Genomic DNA, 17,914 nt, shown 5'->3' with positions numbered 1-17,914 from the left:
GACTCCCCTGCTGACTGTACAAATTCCTTTCATCGCTTCGAACTGAGACGAATTTCCAACGCCCCGCACGTCAATCCGACACCTTCACCGATGGGCTTCTTCAGAAAGATTTCGAGTCATGCTGGAGATGACATATCAAGATCTGATTGCGATCATCGGCGGGACGCCGGTCGCAATACCGGACTTGAATGTCCCAATTCTTCGCATTGAGACCGACTCCAGAAAAATTCAGCGAGGCGATCTCTTCTGGGCTCTCGAAGGAACGAAACACGACGGCCACAAGTTTGTGATGCAAGCATTCCAGAACGGCGCGGTTGTTGCGATTGTGGAAAGCGAGAAGAACAAAGATCTCAATGGACCAGTCATTCAAGTCGAAAACACTCTTCTCGGACTGTGGCAACTTGCTCTCTGGATTCGACGCCAAACTGAAGCACTCGTCATCGGAGTGACAGGAAGTGTCGGAAAGACAACCACACGCCGTATGATCTCATCGGTATTGTCGAACCGATTTTCTGGAATTGAGAGCCCGCAAAACTTCAACAATAAATTCGGAGTGCCACTCAGCTTACTGCAGCTTGAACCGCACCATGAATATGCGGTCCTCGAACTCGGAGCCTCGCGAGTCGGCGACATCAGTGCGCTCTGCGAAATTGCAGAGCCAGAAGTCGGCGTAATCTCTGCTGTCGGCCCCGCTCATCTTGACGAATTCGGCAGTCTTGAAGCCATCGTTCGCACCAAGGGTGAACTCCTGGAAGTGCTCCCCTCAAGCGGCTTTGCTGTGCTCAATGGGGATGATCGACTCGTCCGCCAGATGTCGGATCGAGCATCCTGCCCCGTGATCTTTGTGGGCGAGCGGGACCGCAATGACTTGCAGGCGACAAATATTGAACACTTCGCAAACCTGATTTCCTTCAGCGTTGGGAATGATCGATTCGAAGTATCAGCCACCGGTCGCCACCACCTGTATTCCGCCCTCATCGCAGTCGCTGTCGGTCGACAACTGGACCTCTCATCAGGGGAAATTCAGGCGGGACTCCGCCAGTTCGTCCCAGCCCCCGGACGGTGCCAGACGGTCCCGATCGGAAACTGGACAGTCATCGACGACACCTACAACGCGAGCCCCCTTTCGATGTCTGCTGCCTGCATGGTCTTAAGAGACTGGCCAACAGACGGCAAGCGGATACTCGTGACTGGGGACATGCTTTCACTTGGCGAATGGAGCCAGGATTTCCATCGTCTTTTTGGTCAGGAAGCTGCACGTTCAAAACTCAATCGATTGATCGCGGTCGGCTCACAGGCGGCAATCGTCGCAGGAAGCGCACGCAAAAATGGCATGGATGCCGGCTGCCTGGGAGTCGCACGCGATCACGATTTGGCAATGTTATTACTGGATTGCTGGCTGGAACCGGGTGATGTTGTTCTTGTGAAAGGATCTCGCGGCATGCGAATGGAAGCGATCATCCAAGGACTTCACCGACTTGCCCAACAAAAACATCACCCGCAAGGAGATGAACGTCGGGTCGCTTGATTCCAATAGATTCAACGGAAGCAGACGACCCCATCCATCACATTTTACTTCCTGCCAAACAATCAACATTTCCGCACACGGACACGTGTGCTTTTTTGCGTTCCACGACACAACAGCTCGCCCCTCTAACCTGTTATTCATTTATGATTCCCTGGCTGCTTCACAATATGCTTCCCTATGCGGATCAAATGGACATTCGTGTCTCCGGGGACACTCGCGTGTTCCTGACCGCTCGTACAGCTCTTGCAGCCATCACCGCGTTTCTGATCGCAGTTCTGGTCGGCCCGTACGCAATTCGCTGGCTCCGTGTTCACTGCGGGGAGCGAATTGACAGCGCCTCGGAAACACTCAACAAACTCCACGCCGGCAAACAGAAAACCCCAACGATGGGGGGACTGTTTATCATGGGATCACTCTTGGCGTCTGTCCTGCTCTGGGGTGACCTCACTGCTGCTTACGTACAGATTGCCACATTCCTGATTATCTCGTTCACCGCCCTCGGGGCCATCGACGATTGGATCAAGCTCAGCACGACAAAACGTGGCCTGAAGGCTCGCCAGAAACTCGCTGTCCAATTTGTTCTGGCGATGGTCACTGCCTGCTGGCTGTACTACGTCCAGAAGGACAAACCCAACGGACTTGAGCTGATGTGGCCAGTTGGATCATACACTGTGTGGCTGGGCGCAGGATTAATTCCCTGGGCAGCATTTGTCATCGTCAGCACATCGAACGGAGTTAACCTCACCGATGGACTCGACGGATTGGCCACAGGATGCGCGGTGTTTTGCGGGACAGCATTTGTTGCTCTGACCTACCTCGCTGGACATCACACTCTGGCAAACTATTTGAACATTCCATTTATGGCAGGAAGTGGTGAGTTAAGTATCGTCGTCGGTGCTCTCGTCGGTTCAATGCTTGGATTTCTCTGGTTCAACTGCTACCCGGCTCAAGTATTCATGGGAGACACCGGTTCTCTCCCGATTGGAGCACTGCTCGCTTTTGCAGCTTTAGTCACTCGGCAAGAAGCACTGCTCGTGATTATCGGAGGAGTTTTCGTCATTGAAACACTCAGCGTCATCATGCAGATCAGTTGTTATCGACTGACTGGAAAACGCCTGATTGCCTGTAGCCCGCTGCACAATCATTTCGTTTTCAGAGGAATGCACGAAATAAAAATTGTCACCCGATTCTGGATTGGATCAGCACTGCTGGCCATCCTCGGAATGGTCAGCCTGAAACTTCAATAGCACACCCCGCCTGACAAGGCTCACCCGACAGGAAAATCTTCCTTCAATTCATGACCGGGCAATTCACCATGCAGCTCTATTCAAAACAATATCAACTCACCCTGTTCGCGGGCCTCTTTATACTCGTCAGCGCATTTTCGTGTGCAGCGTTCCGTGCTCCTTACCAAACACACGGTGGAGTCCGCTACACTCTTTACGAAGACAACCGCTTCAGCAAAGTTGAAAAAGGGAAAGATGGTCGTCTGATGTACGACTCCCCCGAGTTGACAATGAGCACTGAAAACGGCCGTATCTACGTGAACGGCGTCGATTGCGGACCAGTCAAACCAGGCGACCATGTTGAAGTCACCGATACACAGATGGTCCTTGTCAACAAGGAGCGTCGCGGGGACATCACAACGGGCGCAGCTGAAAACCGCGAGCGAATCAAACAGAGCAAGTTTGAAGTAGAATCAAAGCTGTAAGCACCGAGGCCGACCAACCGAAATCTCACCATGCTTGTTCTTGATGGCGTGGAAATCTCCGCGATTCAGTGGCCCAGCGCGGAGTCACTAAGCGAACTTCCCCCAGCACAATTCGAACAACAAAAAAGCCGGCAACATTCTGCAATGTTGTCGGCCGAACCAATTTTGACGAAACGACGTTTACCTGTTCAGGTAGGAGACCACCGATTCAACGGCCCAGTGGTCTGATGGATAGCGTTCTTCTCGTGATGTGCGATTCACGACAGTTGTCTTCGCTTTGAAGGTTTGGCTGATCCCGATCCAATCGATGTATCCGCCATCAACTCGCCCGAAAACAAATCCATTGTAAGTACGCTCATTCGGCGACACCTCAGCGTTGGCATCGCGAAAAGCGTCTTTCATTAGCGGGGCCTCTGCGGGGTTGTTGAACAGGTTCTGATACGGAAGCGTGTTTGGCTGGGCATTGAAATCACCGGTCATCACGATGTGTGAATTCGCTGGGAGAGATTTCGCCCAGTCGAGAACACGTGTCGCCCCCTGAGCGCGGGCTTCCTTCCCCTTGTGGTCCAAATGGGTATTGAGGAACCAGAGAATCGGTTTGCCCGGAGCGTCTAGATCCTGCAATTTCACCCACGTCGCCATACGTGAAGAGGCTGTATCCCAGCTTTTGCTCCCGGGGACATCTGGAGTCTCGCTCAACCAGAAGTGACCGCCGTCCAACTTGGTGAAGCGATCTTTTTTGAAGAAGATGACATTCATCACCCCCTTCTGTTTTCCATCCCCGACTCCGACGCCAAATGTTTCGTAGTCAGTGAGCTTAGACTCCATGAACCGACGTTGATCAGCTGTGTTTTCCTGCGTCCCCAACAGATCCGGATTGAACTCGGTAATCGTGTCGATCAACAGATCTTTGCGGTGATCCCACGAATTCTCGTCGACCGAGTTCGCTGCGGTTGCGTACAGAATGTTGAAGGTCATCACACGAAGATCGGAATCAGCCGCAGCGTGCGCCGCGGAACACCCCACGCCGAGCAGCATCGATACAAGACCGAAGATTCCAGTAAGACATATCGCCTTCAACATTGGTAACGCCCCTCTCTTCACTATTCATGAGTGATCGCTCTACTCACTCTGCGTATTTCAGAATCACTTCGATCGGGAAATGATCCGATGGATATCGTTTGTCTTTGGAAACCCGATTGATGACCGCGGATTTAACGCTGAACCCCGGTGTCACGCCGACCCAATCGATCGACTTCCCGATTTCACGGCCGAGTTGAAAGCCTTGAAACGTCGCTTCGTTCTCTAGAACTTTGGGGTTCGCGATGCGATATGCATCGCGAACAGACTTCTTTCCATTCACTTCACCGAAGATTGCCGCGTAGGGAGGATCGTCAGACGTCGCATTGAAGTCTCCGGTGACAATAACGCGCGAGCCTGCTGGAAGAACTTCCACTCGCTGTCGAATCAACTTGGCGCTTTCGAGACGAGCCGTTTGCCCACGGTGATCGAAGTGAGTGTTCGCAAAGTAAATTACCGGATTGTTTGGAGCGACATTATCCTTCAATTTGAGCCAACTCACCATCCGAGGCAATGAGCTATCCCAGCTCTTGCTCCCGGGCTGATCCGGGGTTTCACTCAACCAGAAATGGCCTCCATCGAGTTTGGTGAATCGATCTGTTCGATAGAAGATCGCTGTCATTTCACCCTTTTTATCACCATCTTCACGCCCGACTCCGAAGGCTGTGTAGCCAGGGAGATTGTCGGAGATGAACTTCATCTGAAAGGCGAGCGTCTCTTGAGTTCCCAGCAGATCCGGGCTGTATTTCTTAATAGTCTCGACCAGAAAATCCTTGCGATGATCCCAGGAATCCTGGCCATCCTGAGCAGATCCATACCGGATGTTGAACGACATCACCCGGACTTCACTTTTGTCAGCAGCAGTGACAGTTCCGATAGCGCCGATACTGAACGCTGCCACGAAACAGGCTCGAATCAGGATGGATGAAAAATGCATCGTCAATGGACTCCGAAAAGAGACTGCGGCAGGAAAGCATTTTCCCCACCATCGCGAACGCCATGATTGAAACCGAGATTGCATTTTGCCTCGGCATCTCAACGTAAAATGATGAAGGGTTCATGAACTGGAGATGAACTCTTTCACTTCAATTGAACATCATTTACATGCCAATTGAATAGAATCTCTCTGGCACATTTTCAACCGGTAAATCTCGATATCGGAACGACAATCGAGGCGATAGAAAAAATGGAACCAGCAAGGTGGCGTTCGCGGAGGCGATTCGCCTTGGTCGCCGCAAGAAGGTAATCGAAGTCGATTGGCGTCCAGTCCGATTGGCCGGACTCAGACATCAGACAGAGCGCAGTCGATCGACCGTTCAAATTTCAAAGCGAGAAGATTGCACTGGCGTCCTACCGACGCAGTCAGCCAGATGGCCAAGACTCGCTATTCAGAGGAGATTGAACTCAGCACATCACCTCAGGTCAGCAAAGCAGATACAAAACCTACTTTGCCAACGGAGAGACTGGCGACACGTTTAAGTAAACGGAGTCAGGAGTCTTCGACAAGAGTGTGCCGTTCTTCTCCGACTCAGCGTAAACTTGTTGCCATTCCGGATCGGCAAAGAAACTGGCCCAGCTCTTCCGAGCCGCTTCTGGAGAATCAAACTCGAGCACGTAAATCAGCGTTGTTTCAGACTCAGGAGCGTCTGTCGGCACCCAATAGCCAATCGAGTTCATCCCGTGCTTGCGAAGAAGGCGATCCGCATCTTTACGGAATCGCTCGTTCATCGCCTCGAACTTACCCGGTGCTGCGATATAGGTCCGCAGTTCGTAGTGTTTGCCAGCGGTAGGGAGACTCACTTCCGGGCTGAAATCAATCGCCTTGAGATAAGTCGATCCGGGCGGCTTGGCCAGAATCTTACCGTGCTTCTCCTGACTTGCAGCGGCAACTGCCTGCCATTCTGGATCTGAACGGAACCCTTCCCATGAAGCGACAGCGGCTTCGCGGCTTGGATATTCAAGCAGATAAATCAGAGCGTTGTTTTCGCCCTCTGCGCTGACCGGATTCCAGTACCCGAGATTTTTCATCCCGTGCTTCTCGAACAACCGCAGCGTGTGGTCGCGAAAACGTTCTTCCAATGCAGGCAATTTGCCTGGTTCACAAGTGTAAACCCGAAGCTCGTACACAGGGCCGGATGCTCCTGCCGGTTCAGACGCTAAAACAGCGTCTCCCGCAACAAGAGCCAACAGCGCAGCAGCGAAAACACGCACCATGAACGAGCTCCTCAAGCAAACAATTTTCGCCGACGCGTACTACTCGAGTACAACCAGCGGGCTAACGCGAGCCATCTTCGCACGGACAGCGTTCTTCTCGTCTTCAGTCTTGGCAGATGCAAACAGTGCACGCAGCTTTTTGACTTTGACCTTACGGACGCGTGAACGAGCGATTTCGCGAGATCTTTCGATACGACCCATGTCGATAGCATTCAATCTATTGTGACAAAAAAATAATTCCGGATGATCTTCCGGAAGTTCGAGCTGGAGAGAATATCGGTCCGGAAGTGATTGGTCAACGGACTCTGAGAATCCCAGTGGAGGCCACCCCCGAAAAGTCGGGCAGAGGCCTCCCAAATCTGCCCATTAGCGAGCAACCCCGATGGTTCGAATTTCTCGCATCACAACCACTTTGACTTCACCGGGATACGTCATGGTCTCTTCGACCGTCTGAGCAATATCTCGCGCCATTTTCGCGGCAGCTCGATCGTTGACCTGCTTCGGATCGACAATCACACGAACTTCGCGGCCGGCCTGAATTGCGTAAACTTCGTTCACACCGGGGAATCCGCACGCAATCGCTTCGAGTTCTTCGAGGCGTTTGATGTACTTTTCCAAGGTCTCACGACGAGAACCTGGACGCGATGCCGAGCAGGCGTCAGCGGCGGCGGTGAGAACGGTATACAGGTATTCTGGCCGAATATCGTCGTGATGCCCCGCTGCCGAGTGAACCACTTCAGGGCCTTCGCCGTAACGCTTGAGCAGTTCTGCACCAATGGCGGGGTGGCCCCCTTCCATTTCATGATCAGCTGCCTTACCGATGTCGTGGGTAAAGCCGCAACGACGGGCCATATCCGCATCGAGCCCCAATTGCTCTGCCATCATGCCAGCGAGGTGTGCGACTTCAATAGAGTGACGCAGAACGTTCTGGCTGTAGCTGACGCGGAAATTCAAACGCCCCATCAAATACAACAGCTTATCGTGCAACCCGGGAACCCCTGCTTCTTCAGCAGCTTCTCGCCCCAATTGCATAATTCGATCATCCATCTCCGCCCGAGTCTCTTTGACGATCTCTTCGATTCGGGCCGGATGAATACGACCATCCTGAATCAGTTTGTTCAGAGCGATCTTGGCAATTTCCCGGCGGACGGTGTCGAACGCGGAGACCACAACAACTCCTGGAGTGTCGTCCACAATGACGTCCACCCCGGTCTCTTTCTCGAACGCACGAATATTCCGCCCTTCCCGACCAATGATTCGCCCCTTCATCTCATCACTGGGGATATCGACGGTGGAGACAGTTGTTTCGGCAGTGTGTGTGGACGCATATCGCTGAACAGCCATACCGATAATTTCGCGGGCAATCTTCTCCTGCTCGGCTTTGACTTCCGCCTGATGCTTGAGAATCAGGCCGCCGGTCTCATTTCGCAGTTGCTTTTCCACGCGATCAAGCAGTCGGGTTTCCGCATCCGCTTTCGACAGCCCGCTGATTTTGAACAGTTCTTCCTGTTCTTCCTGCAGCATTCGATCGAGTTCACGCTCACGCGCTTCGAGAACTTTCGCACGATCGCCGAACTTCTGAACCTGCTGCTCGACCATCCGCTCGCGTTTTTTCAGCCCTGTCTCCAACTCGTTCAGCGACGACTCCCGCTTATCCAGTTGCCTCTCTGAGTTGCGAATTTCGTTACGAGTCTTCTCTAACTCGCGATCAAGTTTGTCTTTGCGCTGAAGCAATTCATCCTTGGCGTCAAGTTCCGCCTTGCGTTTGAGCTCTTCCGCGTGCTTTTCAGCGTCGGCCACCAACTCGGCAGCGGTGCGGTGAGACTTTCCCTTGATCACGTAATCAACGAAGTAGCCAATCGCACCCCCAAACAGGAGGCCGAAAAAGGCATAGAGAATTTCGAGGGGCATATTTCAACTTCCGGAATCGTTCCGAACAGTTCAGTTTCGCCTCGCTCCAGCTCGCTAAGATTGATCCTGAATTGCAATCACATCAAGAAGAGACACCCAAAGCAGACTGCGCTCGATCCGGAAGCCAGTACCGAAGCCGACTCAGAAGCTGCATTCCTGCACTCTGATCCGCCTCCGTTCCGTCATGCCTTACAAAAACGCTAAAAACGCGGTCAGCAACGGAAATATCAGCCGAAGCCTCCACTCCCCCGACACCCAGCGTTTTGCAAGACAGCGAGTTGAGAGCGAATCGACTCCAGAGCTTCTCCACCCCTCTCACCAGGGAACGGAGTCCCCAAGCAAGCTGAATCGACAGCCAGAAGATCAACGCTTCTACCAACTCCATGTAATGGTCCTGTCAACGAACTCGACACAAATCTGATGGGACATGTCCCGCGATGCATTACCGACCGAATCAACCGCGATTGAATCACCAATCGGACAGATCAGTCCGTAGAAGCAACAAGTTGAAGTGAAAAACAATCCAGCAAAAACCGTGAACTGCAGTGAACCGCTGACCTGATGAGATCGACACGTTTTTTCTATGTGGAATGCTTATTTTGACAATCGGGTCGACGAAACCCATTGGCTCTATTCAGGATAACAAAGGAGAGCATTTCTGCAACAAACGCCGGAATTTTCAACAAAGCTGTCACCATTCCCTTATGAACACCCTCTGTCGTGGTCTCTTCCACCTCGCATACTCAAACCTGCCAAGTCGATGGCGAATTTATCGCCCCTTCGTCACGAATTTCTCGCCGCAATCTCGAACGCGCCGCTGCAGTGGGTCGCCAACTTCCCAAATACTGCCTTGAAACACTCGTTCGCTTCGAGGAACGGCGTTTGCAACTCGCAGGAAGAACTTGGAACAAAAATCCCAATCCCCTTGTCACGCTCTCCTGAAGCAAGCTGATCGCATGACTGCACTTCATCGTCGTAACGCATTCACTTTGATTGAATTACTTGTGGTTATTGCGATTATCGCAGTCTTGATTGCGCTTCTCCTGCCAGCCGTCCAGCAGGCGCGGGAAGCTGCCCGACGGAGTCAATGCAAAAACAACCTGAAACAATTGGGGTTGGCATTCCACAATTACGCGGACGTCTATAACGCGTTTCCCCCCTCTCGAATCACTGCTTCAAAGATTGTCGATGGGTCCGCGAAAAACGTCGTCATGTCAGGCTGGTCCATTTCGCTACTGGCCTACATTGACCAGGCCACTATCGCGAACAAATACGATTACAACCTGCCCCATTTTGATCCGGTCAACCAACCCGTAGTGAGAGTGAAGATTCCTCTTTTCGCCTGCCCAACGACTCCAAATGGCGATCGAATGGTTCAACTCGCCAGCGGCCCAACAGCAGCCACGCTCCGACCAGACATGTTTGGAGCAGCGTCCGACTACTTCACTCGAGCACCGCAGTCAGGGAACCACGTTGACAGCAACGGAATCTCCGGAGCAGCAGCGCTGACGTCGAATAAGCAGACTCGACTGGCTGAGTTCACCGACGGACTGACGAACACCATTCTGATTGACGAGATTGCAGGACGACCAACCCTTCACATCGGCTCAGTGGCACAGGGAACAACTCAGACAGGACAGCCCGGGTGGGCAGCATGGTCCAGCCCCAATGCACTCAACCTGTATTCTTATGCTCCGGGATGCACTGATCAGGGAGAACGATACGTTTCGAATGCGCCACAGCGACAACGTAGCTGTATCATCAACTGCTGCAACATGGAGGGGATTTACAGCTTCCACACCGGAACCTCAACAATTCTGATGGGCGATGGCAGCGTGAGAAGCCTTGGCGCGAACACGGACGTCGACCTTGTGATCAATCTCCATACCCGGAATGGCAGCGAGGTTGTCGGCGAGTTTTAATTATCGAATCCCATTTTTGAAGATCACTAGTACTCATACAATCGTTTGGTCCCTCGCCTCAGAAATTCGTTGAGAGAGGTGATCGTGATTCCAACATTTACCATGAGATCGGTTGATATGTTCGGAGCGGGACGTCAGTTTTCATGCACAGTTACGAGGTCCCGTTTGCGACTCCGCCCGATCCCGTTTGTTGCCCTCTTGCTTCTCTGCCAATTCGTTAACGCAGGTCTCCCTGCCCAGCGTCAGCTGACCCTCCCAGAGTTTTCTTACGACTACACATCGACCCCGCAGCCTGAGTACTTCGAGGCTGCCGGAGTTGAGAATTTCGACACGACGCCCAAATCGAATCCAACGACAAATGCCGGTGCGACTCTCGGACGGGTTTTGTTTTACGATGTGAATCTCTCCGCCAACAGCAGCACTTCCTGTGCGTCCTGTCATCAGCAGTCTCATGCGTTCAGCGATCCGCGACAATTCAGCATTGGATTCGATGGCCAGCAGACCGACCGAAATTCAATGTCGGCCGGAGAATTGAAGTTCGTTCGAGCCGGCTTTTTCTGGGACGAACGAGCCACCACTCTTGAAGATGCGGTGCTCATTCCACTTTTCAGCCACGTTGAAATGGGTTTGAATGAAGAAATGCTCATCGAACGAATTCAGCAGGATGAACGCTATACCTCGCTCTTCAAGAACGCATTCGACTCAGAAGATGTGACCTCGGAAAGAGTCAGCCAGGCACTCGCTCAGTTTTTGCGATCCATCGAGTCTTACAATTCCAGATACGATCTCGCTGCAACGAAGGGGAATCACTCGACCGACGATTTCCCGGATTTCACTGCTTCAGAGAACCTCGGTAAGCGTCTATTCTACGACAAATGTGCAGCTTGCCATCACCTTGGCACGGCACCGCAAAACGCAATTTTTGCGATGTTTCGCTCGCTGAACAACGGAATCGATCCAAGCGGAACGGTTCGCGATGGTGGTCGCGGAGACATTACCTTCGACCCCAGTGAAATCGGCTCGTTCAAAGCTTCTTCGCTGCGGAATATCGAACACACAGCCCCCTACATGCACGATGGACGTTTGGCGACGTTGGAAGATGTGATTGAGCATTACAGCACCGGTGTGAATCGTCACCCGAATCTCGGTCCAGTGGTTCGCTTCCAGTTCTCCAAAGAGGAGAGTCAGGCACTCGTCGACTTTCTCAAAACGCTGAGTGACACAAAACTGCTGACCGATGTCCGATTTTCCAATCCCTGGAGCACCGAGACGGAACCAACATTCTCCGAAACGAGCGATGTCACTACTGTAACTCGAACGGGCAATCGAACGATCGACGAGATTCAACAGCGACTCAATCGCGGTGAGGGGCTCTCACTCGACGAAACAACGCGATGGCTGATGAGTCTCGACACTGATGAAAGTGGCACGCTCTCAGCAGCTAAGCTTGAGCCGGCCATCGACATCATTCGAAGAACAGATATTTTCACGCAGCGGAGTCGCACTCGCGCTGCGGCTGCCCGCGTCGGTCGAACGGCCCCGGGCGGACCTCGAGCAGCAGGGGCTCCACAACCACCGGTCGATCAACCCGCTCTCCCAAATCAGAGTGATGCAATAGCACCGCAAGTGATGGGCGTTGGTGATTTTGACGGAGATGGAGACGTCAGCGAGAAGGAAGCCGCGGATTACGAATCGCTCTCGCGCTTTATCGAACTGGCCGGAGGCGGACGACTAGAAGTCTTTCTGGATCGTGTTCTGGGACGCTTCCCACTCAACGGCTCCCAGCTTCAGTCAGCACGTACATTTCTAAGCGAATCGCGGTACAGCCTGATTGATGAGGCGAGGCAAATGGACCAGGAGCTACATCGCAAGCTGCAAGAGACACTGACTCCGGAAGAATTCAATCGATTCCAAAGGCAGCTGGTCGATGGACTCAGGCAAGCCAATCCGACAGCGTCCAATCCTCCGATCAGCCGGGAAGATGCTCTTACAGAGATTTGGAAATACGACCTCAATCAAGACAGCACATTCACTCCGGATGAAATCGCTCTCCTCGCGAAACGACTTGCGACAGTGGCTGGGGGATTCGGCCAGCTTGCAGGAAGCGGAGCGGATGTCGCGATGTTCTCCACTCGAATTTTCCTATACGACGCCAACCAGGATGGAGCGATTTCCCCGGATGAACTCCCAGAACGCATGAGATGTTTTGCCATCGACGGAGATGCCAATCACGATGGGTTCCTATCCGTTGAGGAGTCCAATGAACAACTGCAACGTGCTGCGTTCGACCGCATTGTCGAAACAGGGATTTACATTGGAGGCGGCTTTGCGAACGCGTTCTCAACCGCCAGCAAAACACTTCGCGAGTTGAATCTGTCCCAAGAAACGACCGAAAAATGCGAGGTGATGATTCAAGAGCATCTTGCGAGAATCAAGCAGCGGACAGACGAAACGACGCAACTCTGCTTTGCACATCTTCAGCATGTGCTCAGCTCGAGCGTTGCTCAATAGAACCTTCGGCGACGGAACTTCATCATCGAGCCAGCGGCTTCAACTGGCAGTGAATTCAACGTCCCGGCGGGGAATGGTCCTGTGACACCAACAATTCCCCGCCGAGGCATTCACTTCGAACTCGAGAAACGAGAGTGCTCTCGCAAGTTTGTGATGTTTGGGCCGCGATAAACGCAGCGACTGAACGATTATCGGCATCCATTCGCCGCGATACACACCATCGCGACAGGGACTACTTCCCTTCAGAAGCCCATTTTTTCATTTGATCGATGTTGTCGAGCAGTCGGTTTCGCTGCTCACCCTGGCCGTTCCCCATGAAACTCTTCATTTCGAGGTCGTAAACCTCGGATGACTCTGCTTCACGGCCGAGATCATTCGTAGCCACCTCCCAGTCTTCGAGTTTCTGTCGTAGCTGCGCTAGAACATCCTGAAATGCCGGATCGCCTGCCAGATTTTTGAGTTCATCTGGATCGGAACGCAGGTCATACAGCTCTTCCGCTGCTCGCTCCGGGGAGAAAAGGATCGATGCCTGCAACTCGGTCAGTTCGCCGGCTTGGTACAAGCGCCGCAGCGCGTTAAGAATCTTTTTATTGTCCTTGTACCGATTTGGCTGAAGCAGCGGACGATGTGGATAACTGTTGCGGATATATTTGAAATCCTTTGTTCGGACACTTCGAATTCGGTCAACAGTCTCATCGCAGCGATCTCGAGCGGAGTAGACTTCCAAGCGTGGAGCGGACTCATCGAATAGATCTCTCCCCTGAATTGTTGGGGAGACATCAATCCCGGCCAATCGCAGCGACGTCGGTGCCAGATCAATCTGCTCGACTAATTGCGTACTGCGATGACCTGCAGGGACGCCAGGTCCGCATGCAACAAGGGCGACATGTGTCCCTGCGTCATAGAGAAACTGCTTGCTGCGAGCATGACTGATCCCATGATCCGTCAGAAAGAAAATGATGGTTTGGTCGAAAATCCCTTCGGCTTTCAACCTCGCAACGACTTCACCGACCTGACGATCAGTGAAACGAACCGCATCCAGATACGCGGCCCAATCCTCCAGCAACACCGAATCACGTGGATAGTACGGCGGAAGCGTCACCGCTTCTGGAGATGTCAACTCCCCCAAGGTCGGCCGTCGATTTTTGAGCCACCCATCCCCTTCACGGAGCTTCCCTCCTTGAAGTTGAATCTGGGCAAAAAACGGCTGTCCCGGCTTCCTCTCAGACCAATCATTGCCATCGTAAATAGACCGGTCCCACTCAAAATTGTAATCCGTCTTCCCCAGACCGTTATTCGCGTTTTGAAGATTGCCGATTGAAGTATAATAGCCGGCTCTCTGAAAAATCGCTGGGACAGGCTCTACACCCTCGGGAAGATGAATCTTCCGCTCCCCGCGTCCACTACGATGATTGTGAGCACCAATCGATGTTTGATACATCCCGGTGATGAGCGCTGAGCGACACGCGGAACAGACAGGTGCCGTCACAAACGCTCGCTCAAACAACACCCCTTCCGATACCAATTGATCGAGGTGAGGAGTCTGAATGGTCTTCTCACCGTAACACGAAAAGTTCGGGGACATATCATCGACGACAATCCAAACGATATTCGGTCGAGAGTCCGCTAGAAGTGGCGTCCCCCCCAGCAGTACCATCGCACATGCAATCAGGACGCGATCAATCATCTCTCACCTACATTCCCAGTCGTCATGACGACGTGATCCTGACGAGGAATCGTTACTCGGCGCCGAAGCAGTATAGCGTCTCCACGCGCCCCTCATCTGTTTCATCAGCCACCCGACAAAGAAATCGTCCCTGGCAGATAGTCGGAGTCGCGTAGGCGCTTCCTCCCAACACAGTTTCGAAAACCTTCTCAAACTTCTTCGGATTCGCTTTGAAAACGACCAGCTTCCCTTTTTCATCGACCTGATAGATCACACCATCAGCCAGAACAGGCGAAGCACTTGTCTCGGCACAGAGTCGGGCGCGCCACATCTGCTTTCCATCTTCTGCACGCCAGCAGTACGCGATTCCCGCTTCATTCACAGCGTAGACGTACCCGTCAAAGGCAAGAAGAGATTGTTCGTAACACTGAACGGGATGCTTCCAAAGGACCTCCGCACCATTCTCCGTAACTCGGACAGCGGTCGTGTCTGCATCAGGAAACCCACCACTTCCCACGATGATCTCGTCATCCCAGCAGACAGTCCCGCAGGTTGCTTCTGTCGCACCGGGGACACTCCAAAGCAGCTCACCCGTTTTCGGATCATACGATTGAATCAGTTCATTCCCCGTCATGAACAGCTGATCTCGACCTCCGATGTTCGCGACGATCGGCGATGAGTACGAGACGTTTTCACGCGGGTTTCTCCAGATTTCCTGAAGTGTGTGTTGATCAAAGGCAAGCAATGCTCCCTTTTCGAATTCGGCAGCGACGATCACCATCGATTCGTACAACAGCGGGGACATTCCGCTTCCAAAGCGGTAACGCTTCGGAGTGAATGGCGACGCTGTGATGTCATCCAGAATTTCGCCATCAAGAGAGAGCTTCACAAGTTGAAGTCGTTGTCGATTTTCAAAGAGTGCGAACAGTTCTGTCCCGTTACTCGCCAATGTTGATGAGGCATGAGTGTTGGTGACGTAGATCTCCGGCAACCCGCCTTGATTAACCTCTCTCTGCCACACAACTTGCCCGGTCTTCAGGCTCAAGCAAATGACCGACTGAGTTTCTTTTTCGTGATCAGATGTGCCGAGGAACACATGATCGTTCACAACAATCGGCGAAGAATGACCACTTCCAGGGAGTCGAGTTTTCCAGAGGAGGTGCCGTTGAGAATCGAATCGCTCGGGCAGATTTTGACCTTCATCCGCAATATTTCGGCCATGTGGACCACGCCACGCATGCCACCCGTTGGCATTCGCAATACTCGCATGTGCCAGGAGAATCGTCCCTAGCAACCACCACTTCATAACCAGACTCCTCAGGGAAAGTGATGTCTCAAAACCTTCGAAACCCCGATCGTACCGAATTCCGTTTCCGATTGAACCTGAAACAGGCTTTTCCAGATGAGAAAAGAGAACAAGCCGCAACTCTGAATTGCGGCTTGTTCTCTTTTTCTATGTGTCGATCGATTTCTATTTAAAATCGACCTTCGGAGCGGCATCAGCTCCTGACGCTGATTCAAAGTAAGCATCACTGGGATGCATCCCTTTAATGCCAGCGATCAGACTCGCAGGAAACTGACGCACCTTTGTGTTGTACTCTCGTAGCGTCTCGTTATAGCGCTGTCGTTCAACTGAAATCCGATTCTCCGTTCCTTCCAATTGAACCTGCAAATCGCGGAATCCCTGATCAGCTTTTAATTGCGGGTAGTTCTCCGAGATAACCATCAGTCGCCCCAGAAATCCTTCCAGTTCACCAGCGACTTTAGCTTTCTCGTCAACGGTCTTCGCGGCCCCCCATTGGCTGCGCAGTTCCGTAATTTTGGTGAGTGTTTCCTGTTCGTGTTCGGCATACCCCTTCACTGTCGCAACAAGATTCGGAATCAGATCGAAGCGTCGCTGTAAGGACGTTTCCACCTGAGCCCATTGTGTTTTTGTCCGTTCATCCAGGCTGACAAGGTTATTGCCGATAGAAACGAACATTGCCCCGAATACAAGAAGAGCGCCAACAACGACGATTCCAATAACGGCCGCGGTGCCAATGGCCCCTCGGCGATGCTGCTGATGGAGAGGCATCATGAATCCTTAACTCTGTGGATGGAGAACTGTATCAACCTTATCAACGATCAACTCAACTGCCCGAATATACTCTTCAAAAAGTGGATCGACATCAATCTCCTTCAATCGAATGCCACCCCAACGCAAGGCGTCAATCGTTTCAAACGGAGACAGCGAAAACGGAATGTAGGTTGCGAGAACACGAAGCGCACACATTTTCCCGCGTGGAACAATCGGCTGATAGATCCGTAAAGCGATTCGGAACAGCGACAAAAACGTCGAGAATGACTCTGTCATCAAATCCGCGACCTTCTGGCGATGACCGAACGCGAGTGCGTAATGGTTTCTCAGCGCGAGTAGCTTCCCTTTGAGTTCACGTTCGAGATGGATGCGGACATGCTCAAGATGAATTTCCATCCCGACAACCGGATCGGTCCCGAAAAGAACACGATGGCCATTCTGAATCTCAATGAACTCAGCAGCGAAAGTATCCACTGAATTTTGAATCTGATGTTCGGAAAAGATCAGCGGAAGTGGGTTTCCATGACTCGTCCAGTTTTTAATCGCCGGACCGAGAGTGCGTAACTCCGCTGGCGTCACCCGATCTAGAACGACCAGGAGATCAAAGTCAGAAGTCCCTTGAACAAAATCACCGGTCGCCCCGGAACCGAAGAGGACCACCGATTTCAACCGCTCCTTCAAAAGGCCGTGAATCGCACTCGTGAACAACTCCGGAGTTGTCAATTTTTGCTTCAGCACCTCACCAACCTCCACTTGCGCCGCCACCCCCGGAGCTTCCACCACTGAAGCCTCCCCAGCTGCCACCACCGCCGCCAGAGAACCCGCCACCGCTCCAGCCTGATCCGCCCCAAGACGGACCGATCATCCAGCCGCCAGATCCACCTGACCGACGTCGTCCGCCTCGCCCGGAACGTTGTGGACCATTTATTAACCCAGCGAAAAACGTGATCGTCCCGAACATGCCCAGAATGAACGAAGCAATCGGGTGTCCAAACAGTCCGGTAACTCCGACCAGTCCCACCGGAAAAAGGGCACTTGGAACGGCACTCATCACACCGCTCGACCGAACACGCACTCCTGTCGCGTAAGACAGTGACGTAACGAAGAACAGTAGAATCACAACGATAATGGGAAACTCTTCGCTCCCAACCGGCGGTATCTCCGCGGGTTCATTGCGGATCATGATTGCAGTGATTTTTTGAACAGCAGCCTGCAGCCCGGCTGCATATTGCTGCTGCTTAAAAAATGGAAACAGATCATCTCGAAGGATACGAGCGGCAAGGATATCGGGCAA

The 17,914-nt window shown here is 52.6% G+C and carries 16 protein-coding genes (1 of these 16 cut by a window edge); 5 read left to right on the top strand and 11 right to left on the bottom strand.

The annotated features are described in order from the left end of the window. Positions 1-118: 118 nt before the first annotated feature. The 3 genes from SH668x_RS07470 (at position 119) to SH668x_RS07460 (ending at position 3,239) form a co-directional block, all read left to right on the top strand. Positions 119-1,528: a UDP-N-acetylmuramoyl-tripeptide--D-alanyl-D-alanine ligase gene (locus SH668x_RS07470; RefSeq protein ID WP_437188065.1), complete on the top strand. Its 1,410-nt coding sequence runs from the start codon at positions 119-121 to the stop codon at positions 1,526-1,528. A gap of 143 nt (positions 1,529-1,671) precedes the next feature. Then, on the top strand, positions 1,672-2,775 hold the full coding sequence (mraY, locus tag SH668x_RS07465) for a phospho-N-acetylmuramoyl-pentapeptide-transferase (RefSeq protein ID WP_437188064.1): 1,104 nt from the start codon (positions 1,672-1,674) through the stop codon (positions 2,773-2,775). Between the two features lie 68 nt (positions 2,776-2,843). Continuing rightward, positions 2,844-3,239 (top strand): hypothetical protein, encoded by a 396-nt coding sequence (locus SH668x_RS07460; protein WP_437188063.1) that lies wholly within the window; start codon positions 2,844-2,846, stop codon positions 3,237-3,239. Between the two features lie 180 nt (positions 3,240-3,419). On the opposite strand, the gene SH668x_RS07455 is transcribed toward SH668x_RS07460, so the two are convergent. From SH668x_RS07455 to SH668x_RS07430, 6 genes are all read right to left on the bottom strand, one after another. Further along, the gene (locus SH668x_RS07455) at positions 3,420-4,322 is read right to left on the bottom strand and encodes an endonuclease/exonuclease/phosphatase family protein (protein WP_437188062.1); all 903 of its coding nucleotides are present in this window, start codon (positions 4,320-4,322) and stop codon (positions 3,420-3,422) included. A gap of 43 nt (positions 4,323-4,365) precedes the next feature. After that, a complete protein-coding gene (locus SH668x_RS07450; RefSeq protein ID WP_437188061.1) occupies positions 4,366-5,256 on the bottom strand; it encodes an endonuclease/exonuclease/phosphatase family protein in 891 nt (296 codons plus the stop codon). Positions 5,257-5,762: 506 nt separating this feature from the next. Then, entirely contained in the window at positions 5,763-6,533 is a 771-nt protein-coding gene (locus tag SH668x_RS07445; protein ID WP_437188060.1) for an NIPSNAP family protein, read from the bottom strand. Positions 6,534-6,572: 39 nt separating this feature from the next. Then, a complete protein-coding gene (locus SH668x_RS07440; RefSeq protein WP_437188059.1) occupies positions 6,573-6,734 on the bottom strand; it encodes a DUF6800 family protein in 162 nt (53 codons plus the stop codon). Positions 6,735-6,899: 165 nt separating this feature from the next. Further along, entirely contained in the window at positions 6,900-8,444 is a 1,545-nt protein-coding gene (gene rny / locus SH668x_RS07435; protein WP_437188058.1) for a ribonuclease Y, read from the bottom strand. 82 nt (positions 8,445-8,526) lie between these two features. After that, entirely contained in the window at positions 8,527-8,829 is a 303-nt protein-coding gene (locus SH668x_RS07430) for a hypothetical protein (protein WP_437188057.1), read from the bottom strand. Positions 8,830-9,400: 571 nt separating this feature from the next. Here SH668x_RS07430 and SH668x_RS07425 point away from each other — a divergent pair. Continuing rightward, the gene (locus tag SH668x_RS07425) at positions 9,401-10,366 is read left to right on the top strand and encodes a DUF1559 family PulG-like putative transporter (RefSeq protein WP_437188056.1); all 966 of its coding nucleotides are present in this window, start codon (positions 9,401-9,403) and stop codon (positions 10,364-10,366) included. A gap of 165 nt (positions 10,367-10,531) precedes the next feature. Continuing rightward, positions 10,532-12,877: a cytochrome c peroxidase gene (locus tag SH668x_RS07420; RefSeq protein ID WP_437188055.1), complete on the top strand. Its 2,346-nt coding sequence runs from the start codon at positions 10,532-10,534 to the stop codon at positions 12,875-12,877. A gap of 232 nt (positions 12,878-13,109) precedes the next feature. Here SH668x_RS07420 and SH668x_RS07415 read toward each other — a convergent pair whose 3' ends face one another. The 5 genes from SH668x_RS07415 to SH668x_RS07395 form a co-directional block, all read right to left on the bottom strand. After that, positions 13,110-14,564 carry a sulfatase family protein gene (locus tag SH668x_RS07415; RefSeq protein ID WP_437188054.1) on the bottom strand — a complete coding sequence of 485 codons (1,455 nt, stop codon included), beginning with the start codon at positions 14,562-14,564 and terminating at the stop codon, positions 13,110-13,112. A 52-nt stretch (positions 14,565-14,616) separates the two neighbouring features. Beyond that, positions 14,617-15,849 (bottom strand): outer membrane protein assembly factor BamB family protein, encoded by a 1,233-nt coding sequence (locus SH668x_RS07410; protein ID WP_437188053.1) that lies wholly within the window; start codon positions 15,847-15,849, stop codon positions 14,617-14,619. Positions 15,850-16,014: 165 nt separating this feature from the next. Next, entirely contained in the window at positions 16,015-16,620 is a 606-nt protein-coding gene (locus tag SH668x_RS07405; RefSeq protein ID WP_437188052.1) for a LemA family protein, read from the bottom strand. Positions 16,621-16,626: 6 nt separating this feature from the next. Next, complete coding sequence (locus SH668x_RS07400; protein WP_437188051.1) at positions 16,627-17,358, bottom strand: nucleotidyltransferase domain-containing protein; 732 nt, start codon at positions 17,356-17,358, stop codon at positions 16,627-16,629. Between the two features lies 1 nt (position 17,359). Continuing rightward, on the bottom strand, positions 17,360-17,914 hold the 3' portion of the coding sequence (locus tag SH668x_RS07395) for a TPM domain-containing protein (protein WP_437188050.1). Its footprint extends 429 nt past the window's final position; only the last 555 of its 984 coding nucleotides appear in the window; the start codon falls outside the window, past its right edge; its stop codon occupies positions 17,360-17,362.

Origin of the sequence: Planctomicrobium mucosum (assembly GCF_051466335.1) — a bacterium.
Taxonomy (GTDB): Bacteria; Planctomycetota; Planctomycetia; order Planctomycetales; family Planctomycetaceae; genus Planctomicrobium.
The sequence above is the reverse complement of the archived record's forward strand: the minus strand, read 5'-3'. Positions and strand labels throughout refer to the sequence as shown.